General features: G+C 70.3%; 26 protein-coding genes. 14 read left to right on the forward strand and 12 right to left on the reverse strand.

The window, feature by feature from the left end; translation table 11 throughout:
- Window positions 1-157: 157 nt before the first annotated feature.
- The 5 genes from AB0K12_RS24450 to hppD form a co-directional block, all read right to left on the reverse strand.
- Window positions 158-883, reverse strand: coding sequence for a hypothetical protein (locus AB0K12_RS24450; RefSeq protein WP_364565446.1), 726 nt, complete (start codon window positions 881-883; stop codon window positions 158-160).
- Window positions 884-936: 53 nt separating this feature from the next.
- Window positions 937-1482 carry an RNA polymerase sigma factor gene (locus AB0K12_RS24455; RefSeq protein ID WP_345390162.1) on the reverse strand — a complete coding sequence of 182 codons (546 nt, stop codon included), beginning with the start codon at window positions 1480-1482 and terminating at the stop codon, window positions 937-939.
- Window positions 1483-1556: 74 nt separating this feature from the next.
- Window positions 1557-2963 carry a M1 family metallopeptidase gene (locus AB0K12_RS24460; protein ID WP_364565449.1) on the reverse strand — a complete coding sequence of 469 codons (1407 nt, stop codon included), beginning with the start codon at window positions 2961-2963 and terminating at the stop codon, window positions 1557-1559.
- 40 nt (window positions 2964-3003) lie between these two features.
- Complete coding sequence (locus AB0K12_RS24465; RefSeq protein WP_364565452.1) at window positions 3004-3441, reverse strand: RDD family protein; 438 nt, start codon at window positions 3439-3441, stop codon at window positions 3004-3006.
- A 47-nt stretch (window positions 3442-3488) separates the two neighbouring features.
- On the reverse strand, window positions 3489-4598 hold the full coding sequence (gene hppD / locus AB0K12_RS24470; RefSeq protein WP_364565454.1) for a 4-hydroxyphenylpyruvate dioxygenase: 1110 nt from the start codon (window positions 4596-4598) through the stop codon (window positions 3489-3491).
- Between the two features lie 103 nt (window positions 4599-4701).
- Between hppD and AB0K12_RS24475 the strand changes: the two genes are divergently transcribed.
- The gene (locus tag AB0K12_RS24475) at window positions 4702-5187 is read left to right on the forward strand and encodes an Lrp/AsnC family transcriptional regulator (protein WP_364565457.1); all 486 of its coding nucleotides are present in this window, start codon (window positions 4702-4704) and stop codon (window positions 5185-5187) included.
- Between the two features lie 263 nt (window positions 5188-5450).
- Window positions 5451-7442 carry a transglycosylase domain-containing protein gene (locus AB0K12_RS24480; protein WP_364565460.1) on the forward strand — a complete coding sequence of 664 codons (1992 nt, stop codon included), beginning with the start codon at window positions 5451-5453 and terminating at the stop codon, window positions 7440-7442.
- Between the two features lie 156 nt (window positions 7443-7598).
- On the opposite strand, the gene AB0K12_RS24485 is transcribed toward AB0K12_RS24480, so the two are convergent.
- Window positions 7599-9560 carry a thioredoxin domain-containing protein gene (locus tag AB0K12_RS24485; RefSeq protein ID WP_364565463.1) on the reverse strand — a complete coding sequence of 654 codons (1962 nt, stop codon included), beginning with the start codon at window positions 9558-9560 and terminating at the stop codon, window positions 7599-7601.
- A 90-nt stretch (window positions 9561-9650) separates the two neighbouring features.
- On the opposite strand from AB0K12_RS24485, the gene AB0K12_RS24490 reads away from it, so the two are divergent.
- Window positions 9651-10802 carry a hypothetical protein gene (locus AB0K12_RS24490; RefSeq protein WP_364565465.1) on the forward strand — a complete coding sequence of 384 codons (1152 nt, stop codon included), beginning with the start codon at window positions 9651-9653 and terminating at the stop codon, window positions 10800-10802.
- Here the strand turns inward: AB0K12_RS24490 and AB0K12_RS24495 are convergent.
- The 3 genes from AB0K12_RS24495 to mca are packed head-to-tail and all read right to left on the reverse strand — an operon-like array spanning window position 10799 to window position 12239.
- Window positions 10799-11086: a GNAT family N-acetyltransferase gene (locus tag AB0K12_RS24495; RefSeq protein WP_364565468.1), complete on the reverse strand. Its 288-nt coding sequence runs from the start codon at window positions 11084-11086 to the stop codon at window positions 10799-10801. The two genes, AB0K12_RS24490 and AB0K12_RS24495, sit on opposite strands and share 4 nt — an antisense overlap.
- The gene (locus AB0K12_RS24500) at window positions 11087-11317 is read right to left on the reverse strand and encodes a hypothetical protein (RefSeq protein ID WP_364565471.1); all 231 of its coding nucleotides are present in this window, start codon (window positions 11315-11317) and stop codon (window positions 11087-11089) included.
- 34 nt (window positions 11318-11351) lie between these two features.
- Window positions 11352-12239, reverse strand: coding sequence for a mycothiol conjugate amidase Mca (gene mca / locus AB0K12_RS24505; protein ID WP_345390128.1), 888 nt, complete (start codon window positions 12237-12239; stop codon window positions 11352-11354).
- 134 nt (window positions 12240-12373) lie between these two features.
- On the opposite strand from mca, the gene AB0K12_RS24510 reads away from it, so the two are divergent.
- The 11 genes from AB0K12_RS24510 to AB0K12_RS24560 all read left to right on the forward strand — a co-directional run bounded on the left by AB0K12_RS24510 (window position 12374) and on the right by AB0K12_RS24560 (window position 22714).
- The gene (locus tag AB0K12_RS24510) at window positions 12374-12793 is read left to right on the forward strand and encodes a DUF4307 domain-containing protein (RefSeq protein ID WP_364565474.1); all 420 of its coding nucleotides are present in this window, start codon (window positions 12374-12376) and stop codon (window positions 12791-12793) included.
- A gap of 108 nt (window positions 12794-12901) precedes the next feature.
- Complete coding sequence (greA, locus tag AB0K12_RS24515) at window positions 12902-13402, forward strand: transcription elongation factor GreA (RefSeq protein WP_148437100.1); 501 nt, start codon at window positions 12902-12904, stop codon at window positions 13400-13402.
- 122 nt (window positions 13403-13524) lie between these two features.
- Entirely contained in the window at window positions 13525-14691 is a 1167-nt protein-coding gene (locus AB0K12_RS24520; RefSeq protein ID WP_364565477.1) for a C40 family peptidase, read from the forward strand.
- A 107-nt stretch (window positions 14692-14798) separates the two neighbouring features.
- Window positions 14799-15320, forward strand: coding sequence for a hypothetical protein (locus AB0K12_RS24525; protein WP_364565480.1), 522 nt, complete (start codon window positions 14799-14801; stop codon window positions 15318-15320).
- Between the two features lie 213 nt (window positions 15321-15533).
- Window positions 15534-17363 (forward strand): phosphoenolpyruvate carboxykinase (GTP), encoded by a 1830-nt coding sequence (locus AB0K12_RS24530; protein ID WP_364565941.1) that lies wholly within the window; start codon window positions 15534-15536, stop codon window positions 17361-17363.
- A 187-nt stretch (window positions 17364-17550) separates the two neighbouring features.
- The gene (locus tag AB0K12_RS24535; RefSeq protein ID WP_364565482.1) at window positions 17551-18474 is read left to right on the forward strand and encodes a TIGR04222 domain-containing membrane protein; all 924 of its coding nucleotides are present in this window, start codon (window positions 17551-17553) and stop codon (window positions 18472-18474) included.
- A 128-nt stretch (window positions 18475-18602) separates the two neighbouring features.
- Entirely contained in the window at window positions 18603-19442 is an 840-nt protein-coding gene (locus AB0K12_RS24540) for a DUF692 domain-containing protein (protein WP_364565485.1), read from the forward strand.
- Entirely contained in the window at window positions 19439-19819 is a 381-nt protein-coding gene (locus AB0K12_RS24545) for a hypothetical protein (protein WP_364565487.1), read from the forward strand. The genes AB0K12_RS24540 and AB0K12_RS24545 overlap by 4 nt, the downstream gene beginning before the upstream one ends.
- 6 nt (window positions 19820-19825) lie before the next feature.
- A complete protein-coding gene (locus tag AB0K12_RS24550) occupies window positions 19826-20371 on the forward strand; it encodes a hypothetical protein (protein WP_364565490.1) in 546 nt (181 codons plus the stop codon).
- 55 nt (window positions 20372-20426) lie between these two features.
- Window positions 20427-21188 (forward strand): isoprenyl transferase, encoded by a 762-nt coding sequence (locus AB0K12_RS24555; protein WP_364565493.1) that lies wholly within the window; start codon window positions 20427-20429, stop codon window positions 21186-21188.
- 206 nt (window positions 21189-21394) lie between these two features.
- Window positions 21395-22714, forward strand: coding sequence for a PhoH family protein (locus tag AB0K12_RS24560; RefSeq protein ID WP_364565496.1), 1320 nt, complete (start codon window positions 21395-21397; stop codon window positions 22712-22714).
- Here the strand turns inward: AB0K12_RS24560 and AB0K12_RS24565 are convergent, their stop codons facing one another.
- The 3 genes from AB0K12_RS24565 to AB0K12_RS24575 are packed head-to-tail and all read right to left on the reverse strand — an operon-like array spanning window position 22715 to window position 25313.
- Window positions 22715-23221 (reverse strand): hypothetical protein, encoded by a 507-nt coding sequence (locus AB0K12_RS24565; protein WP_364565499.1) that lies wholly within the window; start codon window positions 23219-23221, stop codon window positions 22715-22717. It abuts the gene before it with no gap.
- Window positions 23218-24642, reverse strand: a complete 1425-nt coding sequence (locus AB0K12_RS24570; RefSeq protein ID WP_364565502.1) for a HAMP domain-containing sensor histidine kinase — start codon at window positions 24640-24642, stop codon at window positions 23218-23220. Before AB0K12_RS24570 ends, AB0K12_RS24565 begins: the two co-directional genes overlap by 4 nt.
- Window positions 24639-25313, reverse strand: a complete 675-nt coding sequence (locus tag AB0K12_RS24575) for a response regulator transcription factor (protein ID WP_355431278.1) — start codon at window positions 25311-25313, stop codon at window positions 24639-24641. Before AB0K12_RS24575 ends, AB0K12_RS24570 begins: the two co-directional genes overlap by 4 nt.
- Between the last annotated feature and the right edge of the window lie 147 nt (window positions 25314-25460).

Raw genomic sequence — 25460 nt, forward strand, 5'->3', positions numbered from 1 at the left:
GATCTGTGAAGCCCGGGGAGCGACGCGCCCTCTGACCTGCGGAGGCCGGAGAGCGGCGCACCCGTTGGCCCGCGGGGACCGGTGAGCCCAGTTCACGCAGCGTGAAGGCCCGGTGCCTCCTCGCTGCTTGGGGAGGGGGCACCGGGCCGAGCCCCGGTCAGGGGTGGGTGGTGGTGAGGGTGGGGCCGTCGTCGGGGTCGGTGCGGGAGTTCGTCGACGGGCCCTCGTCCTGCTGGCCGCCGGACCTGCCCTGGCCGGGAGGCGGCAGGGGGAGGGAGGTGGGCTCGCACGGGGCCACCTGGCCCTCGACGACCTCCAGGGAGGTGGCGGAGGGAGGCGCAGCGTCGCCCTGGGCGCTCTTCGAGACGGTCAGGACCAGCGTGGAGCCCTTGGGGACCTGGCCCTTCTCGATGGTGAAGGCGATGCCGTCGCCGTCCTTGCGGATGCCCGTCGCGAAGGCCCCACCCGCGTCCGCGTGACGGCCGCGCGGCGCCTTGCAGGTCTGGCCCTCAGGCAGGTAGTCCACCGCCGCGGGGACGCCGGCCGCGGCCAGGTCGCGTTCGAGGCCGTCGGGGTCGGTGAAGGCATGGATGCGTACACTCACCCCGCCGTCGGAGCCCTTGCTGACCGCGTACGCGGGCTCCGAGCCCATCCCGGCCAGCACCACCACCACCGTGGCGGCCGCCGCGGCCCCCGCCACCGCGGCGGTCAGCCCCACCAGCCGGCGCGGGCGCCGTGCGGGCCTCGTCACGCCCGGCGCCACTCCCGGCGCCACTCCCGGCGCCACTCCCGGCGCCACTCCCGGCGCCACTCCCGGCGCCACTCCCGGCGCCACTCCCGGCGCCACTCCCGGCGCCACTCCCGGCGTCGTCTCTGTCGCCATCCTCGTCCTCATCTCGTCCTTGAGTGCACTGAGAAGGCGGTCCTCGAAGGTGCTCACGTCTGTCCTTCCACGTACACGGCCGATGGCGAAGCGACGCCGGAGAGTGCACGTCTGGCCCGGTGGAGTCTGACCCGCGCGGTCACCTGCCTGATGCCCAGCGCGGCGGCGGCCTCGGTGACGGTGAGCTGGTCGATCGCGACCAGCTCAAGCACCGCCCGCTCGCCCTCGGGCAGCACCGCCATGGCCTCCAGAGCGCCGCGCATCCGCCGCTCGGCGTCGATGCGCTCCTCCATCCTGGCCAGGTCGTCGTCGTCCATCAGCCGCCGCCCGGCGACGCGGCCCGTGGCCCGCGACTCGCGAGCCGCCCGCCGGTGCTGGGCCGACACCACGTTGCGTGCGATGCCGTACAGCCAGGCGACCTCGCTGCCCCGGCCGGCGCGGTAGGTGTGTGCGGAGTCGAGCACCGCCAGGAAGACGTCGGCCGTCAGGTCCGCGGCCAGGTGGGGGTCGCTGACCCGGCGGACCACGAACCGCTGGACGGCGTCGACGTGGCGGCGATAGAAGGCCTCAAAGGCCCCGGGGTCTTCGTTGAGGCGCACCGGCCTCGCTCCCTTCGTCGTTCGCCCTTACACCCCTACTTGGGCCGGGCGGCGGGAAGCGTTTCCGAGCGCGGTCAGGCGGGACGGCCGGGCTGGAAGAGCCAGGCGTCGAAGAGGGGGCCGAGGTCCTTGCCCGACAGCCGCTCGGCCAGGTCGATGAACTGCTCGGTGGTGACGTTGCCGTAGCGATGCTCGGCCGTCCAGGTCTTGAGCAGGGTGAAGAACGTGGGGTCGCCGATGGTCTTGCGCAGCGCGTGGAGCGTCATGCCGCCGCGCGTGTAGACGGACTGGTTGAACAGGTCGTCGGGCTTGGCGCGGCCGGGTGGGTAGGACCACATGGGGTCGGACGCGGGTCGCGCGTGGAGCTCGTTGAACGTGGCGTCGGCGGTCTTGGTGCCCTTGTGCTCGGACCACAGCCATTCGGCGTAGGTGGCGAAGCCCTCGTTGAGCCAGAGGTCCTTCCACCGCTTGATGGTCAGGCTGTTGCCGAACCACTGGTGGGCCAGCTCGTGCGCGATGATCGACTCGTCGGGCTCGAAGCCGCCGTAAAGGGGCTTGGTCTGGTTTTCCAGCGCGTAGCCGGCGGAGTAGTCGTCGACGACGCCGCCGGTGGAGGAGAACGGGTAGGGGCCGAAGACCGTCGTCCAGTAGTCGGTGATCTCGCCTGAGGCGGTGTAGAGGTGGTCGAGCGAGCGCTTGAACCTGGGGTCGGTGGCGGCGAGGTTGAGAATGCCGGCGGCGGTCTTGCCCTCGCGCAGGTCGAACTTGCCGAGCGTGGCCGTGGCGAGGTAGGTGGCCATGGGGTGGCGCTCGCTCCACCTGTAGGTGGTCAGGCCGCCCTTGGTGGCGGGCTTGGCCGTCATCTCGCCGTTGGCCAGCGCGGTCACCCCGGCGGGCACGGTGATGGTGAAGTTGAAGGTGGCCTTGTCGGCGGGATGGTCGTTGCTGGGGAACCAGGTCTTGGAGCCGTTGGGCTCGGATGCCACGAAGGCGCCGTCGGGGGTGGGGATGAAGCCGTAGGTGCCGAGGTTGGCGCTGTCGTTGGCGGGCCTCGGCCGGCCGGAGTAGGTGACCTTGACGGTGAAGGAGGACGAGGCGCCGATCGCCTTGGCCGGCCGCACGGTCAGCTCGGAGCCCTGCCGGCTGAAGGTGGCCGCCGCGTCGTCGACGGTCACCCCGCGCACGTGCAGGCCGGTGAGGTCGAGGTTGAAGCTGGACAGGTCTTGGGTGGCGGCGGCGCGGATGGTGGCGACCCCGTCGAGGCGCTTGCCCTTGGGCGTGTAGGTGACGTCGAGGTCGTAGTGGGCGACGTCGTAGCCGCCGTTTCCGTCTTTCGGGAAGTCGGGGTCGCCGATGCCGGCCGCCCCCGCGCGCTCGCCCCCGACCACCGAGTTGCCGATCGGCGGCTCGTCGCTCGCCGTGCAGGCCGTCAAGGTGCTGAGCGCCGCCAGCAACGCCACCCCGCTTCTGGTGAAACGCATACGAGCCCCCTTCGTATCGTGACCAGAAGTTTACGCTGCGTCAGGCGATGATGACGACGGTCCTGGCGGCTTTGTCGTGCAGGGCCTGTTTGCGCGGGTCGAAGAGGATCCAGCCGAGATCGAGCAACGCGCCCAGACAGCAGGACCAGACGAGCACGCTCTCCACGGCCTGCCTGACGGCGACCTGCCCCACGCCCATACTGCCGCCGGATTCCGCCACGACACGGATGCCGAAGAGTTTCTTTCCCAGAGTCTGACCATTCCAGAAGGCGTGGAGCAGCCAGAAGTAGAGAAAGGCGACCAGGCCGGCGAAGAAGGTGTGCTCGACGGGATAGCGCGCCCACACGCCCGAGTCCCAGGCGTAGGTCCAGGTCGTCCAGGTGAAGGGGGTGGTGATGACGTTGACGATCAGCCAGTCGAGCACGCCGGCGAACAACCGCCGCCAGCGCCCCGCCAGCCCCGGAGGCGGCAGTCCCATGCGGGGATGGATGACCGCCGCCCTCCCGAGGCAAACCACCGGCTACATCAAAGGTTGCCCCTGCGCTCCTGCTCGCGCTCGATGGCCTCGAACAGCGCCTTGAAGTTGCCCTTGCCGAAGCCGAGCGAGCCGTGCCGCTCGATGAGCTCGAAGAAGACCGTGGGCCTGTCCTGCACCGGCTCGGTGAAGATCTGCAGCAGGTAGCCGTCCTCGTCGCGGTCCACGAGGATCTTGCGCTTCTTCAGCTCCTCGATCGGCACCCGCACCTGCCCGATGCGCTCGCGCAGCTCGGGGTCGTCGTAGTAGGAGTCGGGGGTGTCGAGGAAGCGCACTCCGGCGGCCCGCATGTGGTCGACGGTGGTGAGGATGTCGTTGGTGGCGAGCGCGATGTGCTGCACGCCCGGCCCGCCGTAGAACTCGAGGTACTCGTCGATCTGCGACTTCTTGCGGCTGACCGCCGGCTCGTTGAGCGGGAACTTGACCTTGCGGCTGCCGTCGGCGACGACCTTGGACATGAGCGCGGAGTATTCGGTGGCGATGTCGTCGCCGATGAACTCCGCCATGTTGGTGAAGCCCATGACCTTCCGGTAGAACTCCACCCACTCGTCCATCTTGCCCAGCTCGACGTTGCCGACGCAGTGGTCGACGGCCTGGAAGAGCCGGCCGTTCTTGGTCGCGGGCGGGGCGACCAGCGGCTCGGCGGCGGCGTACCCGGGCAGGTGGGGGCCGCCGTAGTTGGACCTGTCGACCAGGGTGTGCCGGGTCTCGCCGTACGTCGCGATGGCCGCGAGCTGCACCTTGCCGTGCTCGTCCTCCAGCGTGTACGGCTCCGCCAGCCCCCGCGCCCCGTGCGCCACGGCGTGGGCGTAGGCGGCCTCCACGTCGGGCACCTGGATGGCCAGGTCGATGACCCCGTCGCCGTGCGCGGCCACGTGCCGGGCCAGGTCGGTGCCGGGCCGCAGCGACCCGCGGAACTCGAACGTGGCGCCGCCCGAGGTCAGCACGTACGCGGCCGTGTCCCGGTCACCGTTCTCCGGGCCCCGGTAGGCGACGAGCCGCATGCCGAAAGCGGTCGAGTAGTAGTGGGCCGCCTGCCTGGCGTTGCCCACGGCGAACACCACGGCGTCCATGCCGTTGACCGGAAAGACATCACTCATACCACTAACTCTCGATTTCCCTGGACGAGTTGCGCAAGAGTTACTTGTATGAGTGCACAATCTGCCTAGCATCAGCCCGCCATTGGCGGTAAATCTGTACAGCATGACGATCGATGACCTCGACGCCCGCCTCATCGCCCTGCTCGCCGCCGAGCCCCGGCTCGGCGTGCTGGAGTGCTCGCGCCGGCTCGGCGTGGCGCGCGGCACCGTGCAGGCCAGGCTCGACCGCCTCATGGACCGCGGCGTGATCACCGGCTTCGGCCCCGACGTGTCGCCCGCCGCGCTGGGCTACGGCGTGACGGCGTTCGTGACGATGGAGATCAGGCAGGTGGCCGGGCACGACCCGGTGGCCGACCGGCTGGCGGCCATCCCCGAGGTGCTGGAGGTGCACACGATCACCGGCGACAGCGATCTCCTCTGCCGCGTCGTGGCGCGGACGAACGCCGATTTGCAGCGGGTTATCGATGTGATCGTCGATGTACGGGGCGTACTCCGGACTAATTCGATCATCGCCCTTGACACTCCGGTTCCCTACCGAGTGCTGCCTTTGGTCGCCGATGTTCCACGTCGCGAGGGCCGCCGGTCGTAGTATCGCTAGGGACGAGGCACCGTTGTGGATCGTTTACCCTTGGCATTCGCCCAGCTTGCGGGGGTTGGGCGAGGGTCGACGAGGGGGGTGGCCGAAGGGTGCGTAGTGGTGGTGGAAAAGGAATGCGGAAGCGGCGGATTCTCCGGATAGTCCTGATATCCAGCGGCGCGGGAATCCTCGTACTGATCGGGCTTTTCGCCGTTGCGTGGGCACTGACTCCCATTCCGGACGAGACCCAGAAGCAGGCGACCGCACAGGGTTCCGTGATCTATTACCGCGACGGAAAGAGCGTGCTCGCCCGGCAGGGCGTCGACCGCCGGCGGGTCGATCTGTCGCAGGTGCCCAAGCACGTACGCGACGCCGTCATCGCCGCCGAGAACCGCTCCTTCTACGAGGACGCCGGCGTGTCGGTCAAGGGCACCGCGCGGGCCGTCTGGTCCACGCTCACCGGCCGCCAGCTCCAGGGCGGCTCCACCATCACCCAGCAGCTCGTCCGCAACTACTACAGCGGTCTCAGCCAGGAGCGCTCGGTCACCCGCAAGTTCAAAGAGATCCTCATCGCGATGAAGGTCGACCAGTCCAAGTCGAAGGACTGGGTGCTGGAGCAATACCTCAACACGATCTACTTCGGCCGGGGCGCCAACGGCGTCCAGTCGGCCGCCCGCGCCTACTTCGGCAAGGACGTCGAGAAGCTCAGCGTGGCCGAGGGCGCCTACCTGGCGGCGGTGATCCAGCAGCCCAGCCGCTTCGCCGACCCCAAGGGCTCCGACCTCGCGGCGGCCAGGGCGCGCTGGCAGTCGGTGATCAAGGCGATGGGGCAGACCGGCGCGCTGACCCCGCAGCAGGCGGCCGCCGAGCGCTTCCCCGAGCTGGTCGAGCCGAAGAAGCCGTTCGAGCTCAAGGGCCAGGCCCAATACATGCTGGAGCAGGTCACCGCCGAGCTCAACCGGCGCGGCTACAGCGACGAGGACATCAACAGCGGCGGCCTCAAGATCGTCACGACCTTCGACAAGAAGCTCATGCAGGCCGCCAGGCGGGCGGTCACCGAGGTGCTGCCCGACGCCACGCCGAAGAAGGTGCGCACCGGGCTCGCCGCCGTCGACCCCGCCACGGGCGAGGTCGTCGCCTTCTACGGCGGCCAGCCGTCGCAGTCGAAGTACTACGACAGCGCGTTCTCGGCCAAGGTCATGGCCGGGTCGACGTTCAAGCCGTACACGCTGGCCGCCGCGCTCGACAACGGCTTCGACCTGTCCACCAGGGTCGACGGCAACTCGCCGCTGCGGGTCGCCTCGGCCGCGCAGGCCATCCCCAACGACGGCGACCGCTCCTACGGGCAGATCAACCTCATCTCCGCCACCCAGAACTCCGTCAACACCGCCTTCGTCGACCTCGGCCAGAAGGTAGGACTCGACAAGGTGGCCGAGGTCGCCGAGGCGGCCGGCATCCCCGCATCCCAGCTCGACCAGCACAAGCACGCCGCCGCCTTCCCGCTCGGCGTGGCGTCCGTCAGCGCCGTCCAGAACGCCTCGGGCTTCTCCACCTTCGCCAACAAGGGCGTGCACATGGAGGCCCACGTGGTGAAGTCGGTGACCGACGCCGAGGGGCGCGAGCAGGTCGTCGAGCCGGTCGCCACCAAGGTGGTCGGCGAGCAGGCCGCCGCCGACACCACGTACGCGATGCAGCAGGTCGTCAAATACGGCACCGGCACCGCCGCCCGGCTCTACGACCGCCCCGTCGCCGGCAAGACGGGCACCACGGACGAGTCGAAGTCGGTCTGGTTCAACGGCTTCACCCCGCAGCTCTCGGTCGCGGTCGACATGTTCCGCGACGACAACGCCACCGTCACCATCCCCGGCTACGGCACGCAGTTCGGCGGGCAGCTGCCGGCGCAGATCTGGCGGGCGTTCATGACCGAGGCGATGGCGGGCAAGCCCGTCGAGGAGTTCCCCGAGCCTTCCGAGTACGGCTGGTCGTCCGGCTACACCGAGCCCGACCGCGACCGTGACCTGCCCAGGCCCGACTACACCGCGCCGCCCGCCGACCCCGGCTGGGACGACCCCGAGTCCGACCCCGTCCTGCCGCCCACCGACGAGCCGCCGACGGAGGAGCTGCCCGACGACCTGGGCCGCTCGGGCGGGCCGCCCGAGGAGACGGCGCCGCCGGAGACGGACGAGCTCGACCAGCCGTCCATCCAGCAGGACGACCTCCAGGACACCCGCCCGCCGGACGGCCGCAACCGCCAGCCCGTGGCCTGACCGGCCAGCCCGGAAGGCGCCGCGCGGGCCTCAGCCGGCCAGCTCGGCCGTGGGGTGCCGCGCGGGGCTCAGCCGGCCGATTCGGCGGTGGGGGGCTCAGCCGTCCAGTTCGGCCGTGGGGTGCCGTGGGGGCCTTGACCGGCGTGCCGCGGGGGCTCAGCCGGCCAGTTCGGCTTTGAGGTCTTCGACGGTGGTCACGGGCATGCGGCAGGTGAAGCCCCTGCACACGTACGCCGCCGGCGCCCCGCCGACCGGGCCGCGCCCCTCCAGCAGGGCGGGGTAGCCGTCGCCGCCGGGCCGGCCGAGCGCCACCACCAGGCCGGGCGCGTCGGACAGCAGCGCCGCGCGGTGCAGCGCCGCCGTACGCGGGTCGTCGGCCGCGCCCACCACCGCGACCTCCACGGGCCCCGACAGCGCCGCCCGCGCCACGGCCAGCCCCCATCCGGCGAACCTGGCGTGCCCGCCGGCCAGCACCGACACGGTGCCGAGCGCGGCCTGCGCGGCCTCCCGGTGCCGGGCGGACCCGGTCAGGGCGGCGTACGACAGCAGCGCCCCCGCGGCCGCGTACTGGCCTGAGGGGGTCGCGTTGTCGGTCGGGTCCTGTGGACGCTGGAAGAGGCGTTCGGCGTCGTCAGCGGTGTCGTAGAAGCCGCCGGCCCCATCGGAGAACCGGTCGAGCACGGTGTCGAGCAGGGAGCCCGCGAGCCGGAGCCACCTGGGCTCGCCGGTGACGCCGTACAGGGAGATCAGCCCCTCGGCGAGGTCGCCGTGGTCCTCCAGCACGCCGGCGTTCGTGCCGGCCCTGCCGTCCCTGGAGGTGCGCAGCAGCCGGTCACCGTCGACGTGGACGTCCGCCAGCAGCTCGGCCGCCTGCGTGGCCGCCGCGACCAGCTCGGGCCGCTCGAAAGCGACGCCGGTCTCGGCCAGCGCCGCGATGGCCAGGCCGTTCCACGCGGCCACCACCTTGTCGTCGCGGCCGGGACGGACCCGCCGCTCCCTTGCCGCCAGCAGCCGCGCCCGCACGTCGTCGTAGCGGGCCGGATCCTCCGGGTCGCGCAGGAGCTGCAGCACCGACATGCCGTGCTCGAACGTCCCCCGCGGGGTCACCTCGAACAGCCTGGCCGCCCACCGGCCGTCGTCCTCGCCGAGCACCTCGCGCAGCTCGTCCGGCGTCCAGACGTAGAACTTGCCCTCCACGCCCTCGCTGTCGGCGTCGAGCGCGGAGGCGAACCCGCCCTCGGGCGTGCGCAGCTCGCGCAGCATCCAGTCGGCGGTCTCCAGCGCCACCCGCCGCGCCGGCTCGCCGCCGCCGGCCCGCCACCAGTGCGTGTAGACGCGCAGCAGCAGGGCGTTGTCGTAGAGCATCTTCTCGAAGTGCGGGACCACCCAGCGGTCGTCCACGCTGTAGCGGGCGAAACCGCCGCCGAGCTGGTCGTACATGCCGCCGCGGGCCATCGACTCCAGCGTCTTGACGCTCATCTCGCGCTCGCCCGAGCGCAGCAGGAACTCCAGCACCATCGACGGCGGGAACTTGGGCGCGCCGCCGAACCCGCCAGAGGCCGCGTCGAACGACTCCCGCAGGTTCTGTACGGCCTGCCGCAGCGTCTCCTCGCCCGGCTCAGGCCCGCTGGGCAGCGAGGTGTGCGCGTTGAGCGCCTCGACGACCTTGGCGCCCTGATCGACCACGGAGTCGCGGTCGCCCGTCCAGACGCGGTGCACCTCCTGCAGCAGCCTCCTGAACTGGGGCCGCGGGAAGTAGGTGCCGCAGTAGAACGGATGTCCTTCGGGCGTGGCGAACACCGTCATCGGCCAGCCGCCCTGACGGGTCATGGCCTGCGTGGCGTTCATGTAGACGGCGTCGACGTCGGGACGTTCCTCGCGATCGACCTTGACGTTGACGAAGTGCTCGTTCATCGACGCGGCCGTCTCGGCGTCCTCGAAACTCTCGTGAGCCATGACGTGACACCAGTGACAAGCCGAATAGCCCACGCTGATCAGCAGGGGCACGTCACGCCGCCGCGCCTCCGCGAACGCCTCCTCACCCCAGGGCCACCAGTCGACGGGGTTGGCCGCGTGCTGGAGCAGGTAGGGGCTCGTCGCGTCTTTCAAGCGGTTCATCAGGACCTCCCCGAACCACCCTAGCCACCCCGTCGCCGCGGACCTCACGGTGACGTGCGGCATCGCGCAGGCACGCGTAGGTTACGAGGGGTGGATATCAAGTTCGTCTGCGCGCACGCCGGCCGGTCGGCGACGGCCGTGACCCGCAGGGACGTCGCACGTGCCCTGCTCGCCGTCCCCTCGGGCGTGGCGCTCGTGGCGCTGCCCGACCTGCGGCGGGCCATGGTCGCGGCGGGCAACCCGCTGTCGGTGGCCTTCTGGGAGTCGGCCAAGGCGACGCTCAGCGCGATCGAGGCGGGCGTGGCGACGGTGGGCGACGTGCAGCGGTGGGTCGAGTCCACGGGCACCGAGCCGATCCTCATGACGCCCAGCTACTTCGTCTGGCCTGAGGAGGACGAGCGCGGGCCGGTGGCGACCGAGATGTTCGCGCGGCTGGTCGCCTACCTGGAGGACAAGGTCGCGGCGGGCGAGATCGATCCCGACGCGCTGGCGGCCGGCGACCAGGAGGCGCGCTCGGCGTACGAGGAGCTCCAGGAGAGCTGGCTGAGCACGCCGCTGCCCGACGGCCGGGTGCCCGGGTTCGCGGTGAGCGACGAGCTGGACGAGGAGCTGTTCTCGGCCTGGGACGAGGAGGAGGAGTTCGCGCTGTCGGAGCTGCGGCGCATACTCGCCGAGCTGCCCAAGCAGCCCGAGCTGCCGATGGCGGAGCTGGAGACGGCGGCGACCAGGCTGCGCGCCCTGCTGGCCCTGCCCGGCTATCCCTCCAGCGTGCTGCGGGCCTGCGCGGGCTTCGACGAGCGGCCGCTGCCCGACGACGACGTGGAGCTGTGGCTGGCGGTCGCGGCGGGCATCGCGGGGCCGATCTCTGACCTGTCGGAGGGCGCCGACGTGCTGGAGGAGTTCGCCGACCTCGACAAGGAGCTGAGCGAGGAGGACACCGCGCTCGCCAACCTGTGCGCCATCCAGCACGCCGACTGGCTGGCCGGGGTGGCGGCGCTGGTCAGGATGGGGCCCGGCGTGCTGGCCTCGCCCGAGCGGATGGCGCGGCTGATCGCCGAGTCGGAGGACATCGACATCGACGACCAGGACGACGAGGACCTCCACACCACCGAGAGCCTCTTCGCCTCGGTGGTGAGCCTGTGGGGCCTGCTCGGCATCGTGGACGCCGACGACGTGCTGACCCCGCTGGGCTGGTGGGGCCTGCCCAAGGCGCTGGAGCGCGCCTGGTCGGGCGAGGGCTAAGCCTCGGTGTCGACGAGCTCCTGGAACTCGGGGTGCCGCTTGATGTATTTGGCGACGTACGGGCAGAGCGGCTGCACCTTCAGCCCCGTGTCGGCGCTGGCCCGCAGGGCGTGGGCGACCAGCGCCGCGGCCAGCCCCTGCCCCTCGTAGGCGGGCTTGACCTCGGTGTGCAGGAAGACGATCTTCGTGGGCAGCAGCCGATAGTCGGCGAACCCGGCGACCTCGCCGTCCACGCGGATCTCGAAGCGGCTCTCCGCCGGGTTGTCGACGACCTCGCCGGCCATCTATTCGCCGGCCTTGCCGTCGGCGCCGCGCGCCGCCTTGCCCGCTGCCTGGGCCGACGCCTGGGCGGGCTCGGCCTGGTCGGTGTCCTGCTCGTGCTCGCGCGGCACCTGAATCCTCGACATCTGCTTGTTCATCGACTTGATCAGCATGTAGAGCGCGAAACCGAGCCCGGCCACGACGACGAACCCGAGCAGGCCCGGGCTGACTTCACCTGCTGCTAGAACGGTCACGGCTCCAGTCTGCCACCGCGATGCCGTGGTCCGGTCAGTGGCAGGCCGGTTCGACCTCGTCGGCGTGGATGCCGGCGAACAGGTCGTCCTCGGGCACCGCGGTGTCGACCAGCGAGCGGGCCAGGTGGTAGTCCTCGGTCGGCCAGATCTCCTGCTGCAGCTCGCGCGGGCAGACGAACCAGAAGCCGTCGTCGGGGTCGACCTGGGTGGCGTGCGCCAGCAGGGCCTGGTCGCGGATCTCGAAGTAGTCGCCGCACGGCACGCGGGTGGTGACCGGCCACTTGGCGGGGCGGTCCTCCCAGCGGGAGATCCAGTCGGCGTAGGGGGAGCCGAGCCCGCGCTCCATCATGGCCTCGTGCAGCGCCTCGAAGCGCTCCTTGGTGAAGCCCATGTGGTAGTAGAGCTTGAGCGGCTGCCACGGGTCACCGGTGCCGGGGTAGCGGTCGGGGTCGCCGGCCGCCTCGAACGCCTCGACCGAGACCCTGTTGGTCATGATGTGGTCGGGGTGCGGGTAGCCGCCGTCGTCGTCGTACGTGATGATCACGTGCGGACGGAACTCGCGGATCGCGGCGACCAGCGGCGCGGTGGCGTCCTCAAGCTTCTGCAGCGCGAAGCAGCCCTCGGGCAGCGCCTCGTCCTCGCTCTCGGGCAGCCCTGAGTCGACGAAGCCCATGAAACGCTGCTGCACGCCGAGGATCTCGCGGGCCCGCGCCATCTCGGCCCTGCGCACCTCCGCGATGTTGGCCACGACCTCGGGCCGGTCCATCTTCTTGTTGAGCACGGATCCTCGTTCACCGCCCGTGCACGTACAGACCAGCACTTCCACGCCCTCGCGCACATAACGCGCCATGGTGGCGGCGCCCTTGCTCGACTCGTCGTCGGGGTGGGCGTGGACGGCCATCAGCCTCAACGGTGCACTCACGGGCTCGAAGCTCCTCAGTAGGGACCGGTCACTCGCCCAGAGAGGTTAGTTTCTGCTGGGCGGTCGCGAGGGCACACCCCTCGCGGGCGACAATTGTCTCGGATAACGCCGAGGGAGTGCAGGGAGATTCCGCCATGGTCACCAGAGATGCCGGGAACGGGCCCGTTCTCGGCACCCCCGACGACTTCCCCGACCGGCCAAGGAGAGGCGGCCGGCTCGTCGTCCACGTGGTGATAGGCGTGCTGGTGGCCATCATCGCGGGCGGCTGGGGCTACGTGATGTGGTCGATGACGGCGGGCGGGTCGGAGGCGCCGTCGCAGGTGGTGACGTTCGAGGTCACCGGTCCGACGCGGGCGGAGATCACCTTTGAGGTGTACAAGCCCGACGATAGGGTGGCCGTCTGCCGGATCAGGGCGCTGGACGTCGATCACGCGGAAGTGGGCAGCAAGGAAGTAAGAATCCCGGCTGGTGAGGGTAGTAAGCAGCTCAAGGAAAGCCTCGACACGAGCGGTCAGGCGACTTCCGTCCACATCCAGTACTGCAATCTCGTATAGTGAGACATTTGGGGAAGCGTTCGAGCGACGGACTTGTTAGCCTTTCGCAATTCAACCGTATGCAACCTCAAGTGATCTCAGGGCCCCCTAGGCAAGCAAGGAGAACCCGTGGCCGACTCTCGCGATGAGAACGTCACATGGCTGACGCAGGAGGCGTACGACCGTCTGAAGGCGGAGTACGAATATCTCTCTGGTCCCGGGCGCGTCGACATCGCCAAGAAGATCGAGGCCGCTCGGGAAGAGGGCGACCTGCGTGAGAACGGCGGCTATCACGCCGCCAAGGACGAGCAGGGCAAGATGGAGGCCCGGATCTTCCACCTCAGGCAGATCCTCGACAACGCCCAGGTCGGAGAGGCCCCCAAGGCCGAAGGCGTCGTCGGGCCCGGCATGACCGTGACGATCCGGTTCGTCGGTGACGACGACGAGGTCACCTTCCTGCTCGCCTCCCGCGAGGAGAGCGGAGCACCGATCGACGTCTACTCGCCCAAGTCCCCGCTCGGGGCGGCGATCAACGGCAAGAAGATCGGCGAGAAGGCGACCTACTCCATGCCCAACGGACGGCAGAACACCGTCGAGATCCTCGAGGCTGTGCCGTACATCGGCAACTGACCCCACCGAACGACGACCGCCGGGCCCCCGATGGCCCGGCGGCATTTTCGCATGGGTCGGGAATCCGCCAGGATCTGAGCTTCCTGGTCAGGAACCGGCGGCGGCGTAACACGACCAGGCTGGTGCCGTTCATCGTGGTGGCGCTGGTCGCGGTGCTGACCGCCGACGTGCTCTTACTCGCGCAGCCCGAGAGCCTCTTAGAGCCCGGGGTGCCGCGCGCCACGCCGAAGCAGTCGCTGCTGGCGCAGAAGCGGCCGGAGCGCGTCCAGGCGTCGCCGACGGCCTCACCCACGGGGCCGGCCGTCCAGCCGGTGGCGCCGCTGAGCAAGCTGCACAAGCCCAACCTGTTCGTGCTCACCCGCAAGCCCTTCACCCAGGAGCTGCTGCAGAAGGTGGCCAAGGTGCCGGGCGTGCGGGCGCTCGAGCTGGCCGACGCCGCCTCGATCATGCTGGACGGCAAGCGGGTGCAGACGCTGGCGGTCAACCCGTCCACGTTCCGCGCCTACACCCCCAAGGTGACCGCCTCGTCCGACGCGCTGTGGCAGAACGTCGCGGCCGGCGACGTGGCGGTGTCGTTCGTGCTGGGCAACGACGGCGGGCTGCCGCTGCACAGCCGGGTCTCCGCGGGACAGTCGCTGCAACTGCGGGTCGGCGCGTACGCCACCACCGGCTTCGGCGCCGTCGACGCCGTCGTCTCCAAGGACGTCGGCCGCAGCCTGGGCCTGCCGCGCGACAACGCGCTCATCGTCAGCGCGCCCAAGGCCGACTCCGACGTGCTGCGCAGGCGCATACTCGCCAGGCTGCCCAAGGGCACGCAGGTGGCGATGGTCAACCCGGTGCTGCCGCAGCCGAAGCAGAAGGTGACCCAGAACTGGCCCGCCGGGTCGTTCATGACGGGCGAGCAGCTCACGGTGGCGCTCAGGGCGGCCGTGTCGAAGCTGGGCCGCCCGTACGTGTGGGGCGCCGAGGGGCCCGACACCTTCGACTGCTCGGGGCTCGTGCAGTGGGCCTACGCGCAGGCCGGGGTGCGCATGCCCCGGGTGACGCACCAGCAATGGGTGACGGGGCCGCAGGTGCCGTACGCGCAGGCGCAGCCGGGCGACCTGCTCTTCTGGCGAAACGACCCGACAAATCCCGCTTACATTTCCCACGTGGCGATTTATTGGGGTAACGGGAAAATGCTGCATGCGCCACGTACCGGAGACGTCGTGAAGATCGTCCCGGTGAGCACCCGCAACCTGGCCGGAGTCGTCAGGGTCAGCCCGATCACCGCCGCCAAGGTGCGCTGACAACCACCCAGAAGGACCACCCGGAAGAACCGCCCGGAAGAACCACCCGGAAGAACCACCGCCCTCAAGCGCGTGCAAAAGCGCCGCAAGTATGTAATGTTGATTACATGGCAACAGATGACGTGACGGCGCAGGTGCGCGGGTGGTTCACCGGACGGCTGCCCGGCGACTGGTTCACCGGCGCTCCCGAGATCATCATCGACCGCGAGGAGATCGCGGTCCTGGGCCCGCTCCCCGACCCGCCGCAGGACGTGCCGGGGGCCGAGCGGGCCGCGCTGATCGACGGGCTGGCCCGCCGCTTCAGGGAGGAGACCAGGGAGCGGCGCATCGAGATCGCCAGGGAGGCCGAGCACAAGTTCCGCCAGAAGGTCTCCTGGGGCGTGGTGTGCGGCGGCGAGACTGTGATGTTCACCACACTGTCGGTGCCCGTCATGACCCGGTTGCGCCAGGCCGAGCGCCAGGTGCTCGACACGCTCGTGGCCGCCGGCGTGGCCAGAAGCCGCAGCGACGCGCTCGCGTGGTGCGTACGCCTGGTCGGCAGACACACCGACACGTGGCTGGCCGATCTGAGAGACGCGCTGCAGCATGTCGACCGCGTTCGCGCCGCGGGCCCCGACGTCAATTCCTGAGACCCGCCAGCGGAAACGGACCGGCGAATGGACTAAACCACTTCGGAAATTGGTTCAGACCAGCCCTATTGGTCTGGACCACTGCCGAGAATTTCCTCTTTTAAATCTCCCCTTCCTGGGTAGGCTCCCCCAATCGTCAGGGCCGCTGCCTGCGGCGACGGCCTGACCGACAGGTCTATGCCAATTGGCGGGAAAGCCGCTTCGTCGTTAATGATGACTGGGCCCTGGGAGAGTGGAGGAGTCAGCGCCGTGTCCGTTTCCGTAGAAGTAACCGCACCCACCAGCAATAAGGAATTGGCCGCGTGGGTGAACGAGGTCGCCGCCCTTACCCAGCCGGACCGCGTCGAGTGGTGCGACGGGTCTGAGGAGGAGTGGACGCGGCTCACCAACCTCCTCGTCGAGCAGGGGACGTTCACGCGCCTGGCCGCACGGCCCAACAGCTTCTACGCCAAGTCCGACCCGAGCGACGTGGCCCGCGTCGAGGACCGCACGTTCATCTGCTCGGAGCGCGAGGAGGACGCGGGGCCGACCAACAACTGGATCGCGCCCGCCGAGATGCGCCGTACGTTCGGCGAGCTGTTCAAGGGCTGCATGCGCGGCAGGACCATGTACGTCGTCCCGTTCTGCATGGGCCCGCTGGGCGGGGAGATCTCGCAGCTCGGGGTCGAGATCACCGACTCCGCGTACGTCGCCGTCTCCATGCGCGTGATGACCCGCATGGGTGATCGGGCGCTGCGGCTCATCGAGGAGCGCGGCGACTTCGTCAAGGCCGTGCACTCCGTCGGCGCGCCGCTGGAGCCGGGCCAGGCCGACGTGCCGTGGCCGTGCAGCTCGACGAAGTACATCAGCCACTTCCCCGAGACCCGCGAGATCTGGTCGTACGGCTCCGGCTACGGCGGCAACGCGCTGCTCGGCAAGAAGTGCTACGCCCTGCGCATCGCCAGCGTCATGGCCCGCGACGAGGGCTGGCTGGCCGAGCACATGCTCATCCTGAAGCTCACGCCGCCGTCGGGCGAGACCCGCTACGTCGCCGCCGCCTTCCCGAGCGCCTGCGGCAAGACGAACCTCGCCATGCTCCAGCCCACGATCCCCGGCTGGAAGGTCGAGACGATCGGCGACGACATCGCCTGGATGCGTTTCGGCGACGACGGCCGCCTCTACGCGATCAACCCGGAGGCCGGCTTCTTCGGCGTGGCCCCCGGCACCGGCGAGGTGACCAACGCCAACGCGGTGAGGACGCTCTGGGGCAACAGCATCTTCACCAACGTCGCGCTCACCGACGACGGCGACGTGTGGTGGGAGGGGCTCACCGAGCAGCCGCCGGCGCACCTGACCGACTGGAAGGGCCGCTCGTGGACGCCGGACAGCGACGAGCCGGCCGCCCACCCGAACGCCCGCTTCACCACCCCCGCCGCGCAGTGCCCGACCATCGCGCCTGAATGGCAGGACCCCAAGGGCGTGCCCATCTCGGCGATCCTGTTCGGAGGGCGGCGGGCTACCGCCGTCCCTCTGGTGACGGAGTCGCTGAGCTGGGAGCACGGCGTCTTTCTCGGAGCCAACGTCGCCTCCGAGAAGACCGCCGCGGCCGAGGGCAAGGTGGGCGAGCTGCGCCACGACCCGTTCGCGATGCTGCCGTTCTGCGGCTACAACATGGGCGACTACTTCGGCCACTGGCTGGAGATCGGCCGCCGCAAGGGCGCGAAGCCCCCGCGCATCTACTACGTCAACTGGTTCCGCAAGAACGCCGAAGGCAGGTTCGTCTGGCCGGGCTTCGGTGAGAACAGCCGGGTGCTCAAGTGGATCGTGGAGCGCCTCAACGGCGAGGCCAAGGCCGTGCCCACGCCGATCGGGCTGCTGCCCGCCGACCTCGACACCGAGGGCCTGGACCTGTCCGATGAGGACCTGCGCACGCTGCTGAGCGTCGACAAGGACGTCTGGCGCGAGGAGGCGGCGCTGATCCCGGCCCACTTCGAGAAGTTCGGCGACCATCTGCCCAAGGAGCTGTGGGACGAGTACCACGCCCTGCTCGAGCGCCTCGGCTGATCGAGGCCCCTCGGGGCCGCCACCACGGCGCCGGCCGTCACTGCGACGGCCGGCGCCGTTCTTTTGCGCAAAGGCGGGGAGCTAAAGGAGCAGAACCCCGGTTCGAGCGGACCGCCCCTTTACCGTGCAGTTCAGGAGTCACGTCTCAGGACATGACGTTGATCGACCGCACGAGGGGAGGTCGTTCATGAACCTTTTTCTGCTGATCGCCGCGGTGATCCTGGCCCTCTTCACCGCCGCCGCGGCCGCAGGACGGTGGCGGGCCGTTCGCAGCGGGACGCCCATCGAGCTCGGACGCCGCACCGTGGAGCGGTACGAGCTGGCCTACCTGGCGGGCGGCCCGTTGCGGGCCGCCGAGACCGCGATCGCCCTGCTGGTGAGCTCCGGCGCCGTGCGCCTCGGGAGCGGCGGGCGGATCCACAAGGTCAAGCGCGGCCCGGCCGGCGAGGAGTCCGTCGAGAACGTCGTCATCAACCTGGTCGTCGGCCGGTCGGGGCGTAACGTGGCCGTGCTCAAGAGTGAGGTGGCGGGCAGCATCGCCGTCGAGGCGGTCAGGCGCCGCCTCGTGGAGGACGGGCTGGTCGTGGGGGACGACGGCGTGTGGCGGCTGCGCGCCTGGGCGCGCCGGCTGCTGGTGACGGCGGTGGCGGCGGTCATAGGGGCGGCTTTCGCGGGGGTGGGGCTGTCCGTCGAACCCGGCTCGTACGCGCTGCTCGCCCTGCTCGTCTTCGGGGGCACCGCCGTGGCCGCGGGGATCATGCTCCGCGGCCACCGGCGGTCGATGGCGGCGGCGCTCACGCCGGCCGGCCAAGAGGTCCTGGACGCGGCCAGGCGGGCCGCGAACGCCGACGACGAGGCCACGTCCATCGCGCTGCACGGGACGGCGGCACTGCGCGACGACACCCTGCGCAAGGAGCTCCGCCGCCAGTCACGCCGGCCCGTTCAGGCGGGCCGGACCCCCACCCGGAGGTCCAGCGGCGGCTACGTCCCCGGCGGCGCGACCTACGGCGCTTCCTCCGGCTGCGGCGGTGGCGGCTGCGGCGGCGGGAGCAGCAGTTGCGGCGGCGGGAGCGGCTGCGGCGGTGGCGGCTGCGGCGGTGGCGGCAGCTGACCGGACCACGGCTCGCCGCGGCCGGCGCAACGGGAAGCGCTGGCCGTGGCGAGCCGCTTGGAGCGGGACGGGGCTTGGCGGAGTGGGATGAGTCTCGACAAGTCCGGATGCGAAGGATATGGCTGCGGATGAGCCGGGGTGAGGAGGCCGAGGTGGCGCGACTGGGTGTGGGGATCGGGTGGCGATCGGAGCTGGACCTGACGATCGAGCGCATGGACGGTGTCGACTTCGTGGAAGTGGTCGCCGAGAACATCAGGCCCGCCCGCCTGCCGGAGTCCCTGCGTATCCTGCGGGCGAGGGGCCTGCCGGTGATCCCGCACGGCGTGTCGCTCGGGGTCGGCGGGGCGGAGCCGCCCGACCCGGCGAGGCTCGCACATCTGGCGGAATGCGCCGAGGCACTGGTCTCGCCGCTGGTCAGCGAGCATCTGGCGTTCGTACGCGGGGGCGGCGTGGAGGCCGGGCACCTGCTGCCGGTCCCGCGCACCCGCGACTCGCTGAGGGTCGTCATCGAGAACGTGCGCCGCGCCCAGGACGCGCTGCCCGTGCCGCTGGCCCTGGAGAACGTGGCCGCCATCTTCGGCTGGCCGGACGACGAGCTGACCGAGGCGGAGTTCCTGGCCGAGCTGGTGACGGCCACGGGCGTGGGCCTGCTCATCGACGTCGCCAACCTCCACACGAACCAGGTCAACCTGGGCCTGCCCGCCGTGAAAGCCCTGGACGTGCTCCCGCTGGAGCACCTGGCGTACGTGCACGTCGCCGGCGGCTACGAGGCCCACGGCATCTGGCACGACACCCACACCACGACCGCCCCCCAGGAGGTCCTCGACCTGCTCACCGAGCTGTGCGCCCGCGCCACCCCGCCCGGGGTGCTGCTGGAGTGGGACGACGAGTACCCGAGCGACGCCGTGCTGGCGGACGAGCTGACCAGGATCAGGACGGCCATGAGCGTGGCCGGGGACCGGCGATGACCCCTGAGCAGGAGCGGGCCAGGCTGGCGGACATGCAGGCCAGGGTGGTGGCGGCGCTGGTCGCCGGTGGCGAGGTGCCCGGCGGGTTCGACGAGGAGCGGATGCGGGTGCAGGCCGCGAGCCTGCTGGCCAAGCGGCGGGCCATCGTGGCGCGGATCCACCCCGACGTGGCCGCCGCCGCGGGCCAGGGCCTGGCCGCCGAGTTCGAGGCGTACGCGCGAAGCAGGGTCACGCCGCCGGCGAACTACCGGACGGACGCCGCCGGCTTCGCCGCCTGGCTGCGGGGGCGCGGCCTCATGGAGCCGGAGCCCGTACCGGAAAAGCCCTGGTGGAGGCGGTTGACGGCGGGGTTTAGGCGGCATCCGCCCGGAAACTGACAGGGGATGGGAGGACTACGCTGTGTCGACGGCTCTTACCTGACCGTCACTCCTGTCGCGTGCACCGACAGCGTCGGCGCGCCGTACGAGGTCACCCTTGAGCTCCACCGCGACGGCACCCCCTACGGCAGCGTGGGGGAGCGCTGCGGCTGGTTCCTGGCCCGGCTGGCCCGCGGCGTCGACGAGGCCCGCCAGGGCAGGGGCGCGGCCCGCCGCTGGGCCGACCCCGAAGACCGTTTCCCTGGCGACGAGCCCGACGGCGAGCTGTTCTCCTTCCGCTACCGCACCAGGGCCGGCCTGCCGGGCGGCGAGCTGCGCTGCCAGCTCAGGACCATCCCGGTCTGGCAGGCGGGACGCGGCGAGTGGCGGCTGACCCGCAGGGCGTACGTCGAGGCGTGGGCCGCCACCGGCGTCGGCACGAGGGCGGTGCTGACCTCGTCGGAGCTGGCGGGGTTCGTCCGCGGGCTGCTGAATGAGGCGGAAGGGTGTCTGAAAGGTAGAGATATGGCGAGGAATGCGGGAGGCGGAGCAGGCACAGGCGAAACGCGGTGATAATTGCCTGTTGGGTCAATCGACCGAAGGCACAGCACCGCTGGGGAGGCGCTCCGTGGGCCTGCGCGATCTGGTCTACCGGCTGTACGAGCACCGGCTGGAGGCCAAGCTGTCCAAGGACGGCATCCCCCGGCACGTCGGGGTCATCATCGACGGCAACCGTCGCTGGGCACGTGCCAGGGGCATGGGAGACGTGTCCTCGGGCCACCGCAAGGGCGCGGACAAGATCTCCGAGCTGCTCGGCTGGTGCCGGGAGACCGGCGTCGAGGTGGTCACGGTCTGGATGTTGTCCAACGACAACCTCAACCGGCCGCGCGAAGAGCTGGAGCCCCTGCTGCGCATCATCGAGGACGTGACGCAGGAGCTGGTGGCCGAGGGCTGGCGGATCATCCCCGTCGGAGCGCTCGACCTGCTGCCGGACCGCACGGCGAATGTCCTGAAGAACGCAAAAGAAGCGTCATCACACCGTCCGGGCCTGATTGTGAACGTTGCAGTTGGGTATGGAGGAAGGCGTGAGATTGCCGATGCGGTGCGCTCACTGCTCCAGGAGCACGCGAGCAGGGGAGCGAGCATCGAGGACCTCGTCGAGGTGCTCGATGTGGAGCACATCGCGGAGCATCTTTACACTCGCGGCCAGCCCGACCCGGACCTCCTCATCCGGACCTCGGGCGAGCAGCGTCTGTCGGGCTTCATGCTCTGGCAGAGCGCTCATTCCGAGTTCTACTTCCACGAGGCCTACTGGCCTGACTTCCGCAGGGTCGACTTCCTGCGGGCGCTGCGCGATTACGCTGCGAGACACCGACGTTACGGTTCCTGACGCGACAATCGGGTATCTAGGACGTAACGTTGGAAATGTCCGGCCACAGGTCGGACATTTCGGAGAGGGCCCGCCTTTGCACCATCACATGCCGAGGGGGCCGGACTCCGGCGCCGACGGCGTGAAGCGGTCGGGGACGCGGGTCCGGTCCGATTCCCACCTCGTCTGCAGGGTGCCCGCACCAAGGGGCACCCGGGGGAGAACGTGTGGCAGTGTCCTCGAGCAACCCTAATTCCCAGCCGGCGAAGCGCACGTACGTGCTGGACACCTCGGTCCTGCTGGCCGACCCGGCGGCCATGACCAGGTTCGCCGAGCACGACGTCGTCCTTCCGATCGTGGTCATCACGGAGCTGGAAGGTAAGCGGCATCATCCAGAGCTCGGCTATTTCGCCAGGAAGGCTCTGCGTTACCTCGACGAGCTTCGGGTCACGCACGGCCGGCTGGACGAGCCGATGCCCACGGGGGACGGCACGATCAGGGTTGAGCTCAACCACAGCGACCCGTCCATTCTGCCGGTCGGATTCCGCCTGGGCGACAACGACACGCGCATACTCACGGTGGCCCGCTCGCTGGCCGGCGAGGGGTGCGACGTCGTCCTGGTCTCCAAGGACCTGCCGATGCGGGTCAAGGCGGCCTCGATCGGCCTGGCCGCCGAGGAGTACCGCGCCGAACTGGTGCACGAGTCGGGCTGGACGGGGATGGCCGAGGTCCAGGTGACCGCGGAGGACGTCGAGACGCTCTTCGACGCGGGCACCGCCGACCTTGAGGAGGCCAGAGACCTGCCCGCCCACACCGGCCTGCGGCTGCTGTCGGCCAAGGGCTCGGCGCTCGGGCGGGTGCAGCCCGACAAGTCCGTCAAGCTGGTCCGCGGCGACCGCGAGGTCTTCGGTCTGCACGGCCGCTCGGCCGAGCAGCGCATCGCGCTCGACCTGCTGATGGACCCGGAGATCGGCATCGTCTCGCTGGGCGGCAGGGCCGGCACGGGCAAGTCGGCGCTGGCGCTCTGCGCGGGCCTGGAGGCGGTCCTGGAGCGCCGCCAGCACCGTAAGGTCGTCGTCTTCCGCCCGATCTACGCGGTCGGCGGGCAGGAGCTCGGCTACCTGCCCGGCACCGAGGGCGAGAAGATGGGCCCGTGGGCGCAGGCCGTCTACGACACGCTCGGCGCCATCACCTCGCCCGAGGTGATCGAGGAGGTGCTGGATCGGGGCATGCTGGAGGTGCTGCCGCTCACGCACATCCGCGGCCGGTCGCTGCACGACGCGTTCGTGATCGTGGACGAGGCCCAGTCGCTGGAGCGCGGCGTGCTGCTCACCGTGCTCAGCCGCATCGGCGCCAACTCGCGGGTGGTGCTCACCCACGACGTGGCCCAGCGCGACAACCTGCGGGTCGGCAGGCACGACGGCGTGGTCGCGGTCGTGGAGAAGCTGAAGGGCCACCCGCTCTTCGCCCACGTCACGCTGACCAGGTCCGAGCGCTCGCCCATCGCCGCGCTGGTCACGGAGATGCTCGAGGACATCACCATGTGATCATTTGAGCTCGCCGCAGGTGTACCGCCCCTCGACCTTCGGGGGGCGGTTCGGGTTGTCGCGAATGATCTTCACCTGCTCGAACGCCGCGTCCTGCTGCGCGGTGCAGACGATCTGCGCGACGCCGATCCTGGTGAGCGTGCCCTCGCCGCGGATGTAGACGGTCAGCGTCGAGGTGCGCGGGAGCTGGATCTCGTCCCGCTGCGGCGGGTTGACGGAGTTCTTGGTCCGCAGGTACGTGAACCCGCGCAGCGCCGTGTCCCGCCCGTCGAGCAGCGGCTGCCTGGAGGCCCCGAAGAGCGCGCCGAGCAGGCTGTCCACGGTGTCGTCCTCGACGTCGGCCGGCTCCAGGGTGAGCTTGCCGTCCCTGATGAGGTAGATCGTCTTGGACGGCGGCGGGATCTTCACGGTGGGGGCGTTGCCGCGGTCCTGCACGTCGGTGGGTGAGATGCCGCAGGCCGCCCCGGCCAGCAGGGAGACGACGGCGAGCACGCGGATGGTCTTCATGAGTGCGGCAGCCAGACGGTGAAGAGAGTGCCGGGGGTCTGGGGGCGTACGGAGATCGTGCCGCCGTGCAGCAGCACGTTGGACCGGGCGATGGCCAGGCCCAGCCCGCTGCCCTGGCTGCGGGCGCGGCCCGCGCCCGCCTTGAAGAAGCGGTCGAACACGTGCGGCAGCGCCTCGCGCGGGATGCCCTTGCCGTGGTCGCGCACCTTGACCTCCAGGCCGTTCTCGGTGGCCCTGGCGCTGACCAGCACCGGGGGCAGGCCGTGCTTGAGCGCGTTGCCGACCAGGTTGGCCACGATGACGTCGAACCTGCTGGGGTCGAGGTGGGCGGTCAGGCCCTGCGACGCCTTCACCGTCACCTGGTCGCTCCAGCCGCGCACCTCCAGGCAGTCGGCGATGCTGTCGGCCACGTTGACCGGCTCCAGGTTGAGCGTGGCGGTGCCGGCGTCGAAGCGGCTGACCTCGATGAGGTGCTCGACCAGCTCGCGCAGCCGTTCGATCTCCCTGAGCACCAGCCTGACGGCCTCGGCGGGCGCCTCGGGCAGGTGGTCGGCCTCCTCCAAGAGCATGTCGGCGACGGCCGTCATCGCGGTCAGCGGGGTGCGCAGCTCGTGGGAGACGTCGGCCACGAACCGGCGTGACATGGCCTCCAGCGAGCGCAGCTCGGCCACGCTCAGCTCCAGCGCGGCGGCGGCGTCGTTGAACCTGGCGGTCAGCCCGGCCAGCTCGTCCTGGCCGTGGACGGGCAGGCGGGTGTCCAGGCGGCCCTCGCCGAGCGCCTGCGCGGCGGCGCTGAGGCGGCGTACCGGCAGCAGCACCTGGCGGGCCGAGAGCAGGGCCACGACCAGCGCGATGAGCACGATGACGATGCTCGTCCTGGTGAGCGCGTTCCGCAGGGTGGCGAGCTGGGCCTCGTCGTCGTGCAGTGGGAAGAAGGCGAACGCGCGCAGCCCCGTGGCCTCGGGCACGCCGGCGTTCGCGCGGTAGACCTCGGCACCGACGATGAGATACAGCTCGTCCCTGATGATCTTGCGCTGGGTGACGACGCTCTGCTTGGCGCGGCCGTGCAGCTCGTTGGGCACGTCGCTCATCGACAGCGGGCCCTCGGCGGCGACCATGTTGCGGTATTCGACGAAGACGCTGCGGCCTGGCCCGCTCAGCGCGTGGGCCACGCGCTGCAGGTCGCGCTGCGACGGCGGGGCCTCGCCCGGCCTGAGTTTGCCGACCGGGAACGTGATGCTGCTGAGCTCCCTGGTCACCACGTCGAGCGCGGTGGTCTCCGCCCTGGAGACCAGCGCGGACTTGGCGAGCTCGTAGCCGATGGTCGCGACCAGCAGCGCCGCGCCGACGGCGACGAGGGTGAAGGTGATGACCAGGCGGGCGCGCAGCCCGGTGGGGCGAGGGATGCGGGGGATCCTCACGGCGGGCTGAACCGGTAGCCGAAGCCGCGCACGGTGTGGATGAAGACGGGCTCACCCGGCTTGGGCTCGATCTTGGCCCTGATGCGCTGCACGCAGGCGTCCACCAGGCGCGAGTCGGCGATGTGGGTGTGGTCCCAGACCGCGCGCAGCAGGTAGCGGCGGTTGAGCACCTGCCCGGGGTGGCGGACGAGCTCCAGCAGCAGCCGCAGCTCGGTCGGCGTCAGGTGGATCTCCTTGCCGGACAGCGTGACCTTCAGCGCGCCCCGGTCGATCACGAGCTCGCCGAACGTGATGCGGTCGGACGCGGCCGACTCCGCCCTGCGCAGCACGGCGCGGATGCGGGCGTCGAGCACGCGCGGCTCGACCGGCTTGACCACGTAGTCGTCGGCGCCGGCCTCGAGGCCCACCACGACGTCGAGGTCGTCGCCGCGGGCGGTGAGCAGGATGACGGGGAGCTGGTCGAGCTTACGGACGCGGCGGCACACCTCGATGCCGTCGATGCCGGGGAGCATGACGTCGAGGATCGCGATCTCCGGGCGGCGGGCTCTGATGTGGTCGAGCGCCTCCTCACCCGTCGCGTACGACGTGACGGAGTGTCCCTGCCGGGTCAGCGCCAGCTCCAGAGCCGTGCGCACCGAGGGATCGTCTTCTACAAGGAGGATGCCAGCCACGCGCACATTATTGTTCCATGTCCTGATTACCCGGGTTGTGTCACCGAACTGTGACATGTCGTAGATGAGATCCGGAAGTACGCACGGAACGCTGTAAGCGGCTTCCCTTCCGTTACGGGCGCCTGAAGGGCAGCCATCCTTATTGTG

The organism is Nonomuraea sp. NPDC049419 (assembly GCF_040676995.1).
Classification (GTDB): domain Bacteria; phylum Actinomycetota; class Actinomycetes; order Streptosporangiales; family Streptosporangiaceae; genus Nonomuraea; species Nonomuraea salmonea.

What these genes read in the sequence shown, in the direction of transcription:
- AB0K12_RS24535 (WP_364565482.1), top strand. Translation starts at nt 17,551, where the DNA reads ATGAACCTTTTTCTGCTGATCGCCGCGGTGATCCTGGCCCTCTTCACC.
- AB0K12_RS24510 (WP_364565474.1), top strand. Translation starts at nt 12,374, where the DNA reads ATGGTCACCAGAGATGCCGGGAACGGGCCCGTTCTCGGCACCCCCGAC.
- AB0K12_RS24495 (WP_364565468.1), bottom strand. Translation starts at nt 11,086, where the DNA reads ATGGCCGGCGAGGTCGTCGACAACCCGGCGGAGAGCCGCTTCGAGATC.
- AB0K12_RS24485 (WP_364565463.1), bottom strand. Translation starts at nt 9,560, where the DNA reads ATGAACCGCTTGAAAGACGCGACGAGCCCCTACCTGCTCCAGCACGCG.
- AB0K12_RS24450 (WP_364565446.1), bottom strand. Translation starts at nt 883, where the DNA reads ATGGCGACAGAGACGACGCCGGGAGTGGCGCCGGGAGTGGCGCCGGGA.
- AB0K12_RS24465 (WP_364565452.1), bottom strand. Translation starts at nt 3,441, where the DNA reads ATGGGACTGCCGCCTCCGGGGCTGGCGGGGCGCTGGCGGCGGTTGTTC.
- AB0K12_RS24545 (WP_364565487.1), top strand. Translation starts at nt 19,439, where the DNA reads ATGACCCCTGAGCAGGAGCGGGCCAGGCTGGCGGACATGCAGGCCAGG.
- hppD (WP_364565454.1), bottom strand. Translation starts at nt 4,598, where the DNA reads ATGAGTGATGTCTTTCCGGTCAACGGCATGGACGCCGTGGTGTTCGCC.
- AB0K12_RS24540 (WP_364565485.1), top strand. Translation starts at nt 18,603, where the DNA reads ATGAGCCGGGGTGAGGAGGCCGAGGTGGCGCGACTGGGTGTGGGGATC.
- AB0K12_RS24475 (WP_364565457.1), top strand. Translation starts at nt 4,702, where the DNA reads ATGACGATCGATGACCTCGACGCCCGCCTCATCGCCCTGCTCGCCGCC.
- AB0K12_RS24530 (WP_364565941.1), top strand. Translation starts at nt 15,534, where the DNA reads ATGACTGGGCCCTGGGAGAGTGGAGGAGTCAGCGCCGTGTCCGTTTCC.
- AB0K12_RS24460 (WP_364565449.1), bottom strand. Translation starts at nt 2,963, where the DNA reads ATGCGTTTCACCAGAAGCGGGGTGGCGTTGCTGGCGGCGCTCAGCACC.
- AB0K12_RS24565 (WP_364565499.1), bottom strand. Translation starts at nt 23,221, where the DNA reads ATGAAGACCATCCGCGTGCTCGCCGTCGTCTCCCTGCTGGCCGGGGCG.
- AB0K12_RS24525 (WP_364565480.1), top strand. Translation starts at nt 14,799, where the DNA reads ATGGCAACAGATGACGTGACGGCGCAGGTGCGCGGGTGGTTCACCGGA.
- AB0K12_RS24550 (WP_364565490.1), top strand. Translation starts at nt 19,826, where the DNA reads ATGGGAGGACTACGCTGTGTCGACGGCTCTTACCTGACCGTCACTCCT.